Source organism: Vibrio sp. T3Y01 (assembly GCF_013114525.1).
Lineage (GTDB): Bacteria > Pseudomonadota > Gammaproteobacteria > Enterobacterales > Vibrionaceae > Vibrio > Vibrio chagasii_B.
The window spans coordinates 1-629 of the sequence record NZ_VTXJ01000055.1; the positions used below are offsets into that span (position 1 = coordinate 1).

Consider the following 629-nt stretch of genomic DNA (forward strand, 5'->3'; position numbering starts at 1 on the left):
TGATATTCAGGGCAGCTCTCAATCAGCTTTTCTATCTTTGCCTCTACTTTTTCAAGCTGATTTTTTAGAGCGGTTAGAATCGGAGTAATAGTCGATGAGATGTTCTTGGGTAATATTTGTAGTCGGTTTCTTTCCATGGTTTGTATGGTGAGTAGTTGGTTCCGCCTCGTGACTAAGTCACTCATAAGGCGTATGTTTTCGCTTTTTAGCTTGGTAAGTTCGGGCTGAACTCGTTCGGCATAATGTGCGATGAGTTCGGCATCTAAACGGTCGTTCTTAGCTCGTTGACCAATGGCTTCAGCAAACCTTTTAATACGTAGTGGATTGGCAACGACATAAGGCAATTTAGCTTTATCACAGGCGAGTATGAAGGGCATTTCTAATCGACCTGTAGCCTCGATGACGACGCGTTGAGGCTTGTGTTTCTTAATGATTTTAATGGCATCGCTGATGCCTTTATCGGTGTTTGGTACGGTGAAGTAAATGTCGAGTGGACGGACATAGATGTCTAATTGTGACTTACCAGTATCAACGCCAACATTAATGTTTTGAAGTGTGTTTGTATTCATAATAAGCTAACTCTTGCTTGCAAATGCGGGCTCGAGACCCAGAAGACTATTCGAGTGTGG

Annotated in this window: 1 protein-coding gene; it reads right to left on the reverse strand. The window is 42.8% G+C overall.

The features are described from left to right. Nucleotides 1–569: transposase (locus F0232_RS24900; RefSeq protein ID WP_171751093.1), on the reverse strand; the 569-nt coding region annotated here is incomplete at its 3' end. Nucleotides 570–629 lie beyond the last annotated feature (60 nt).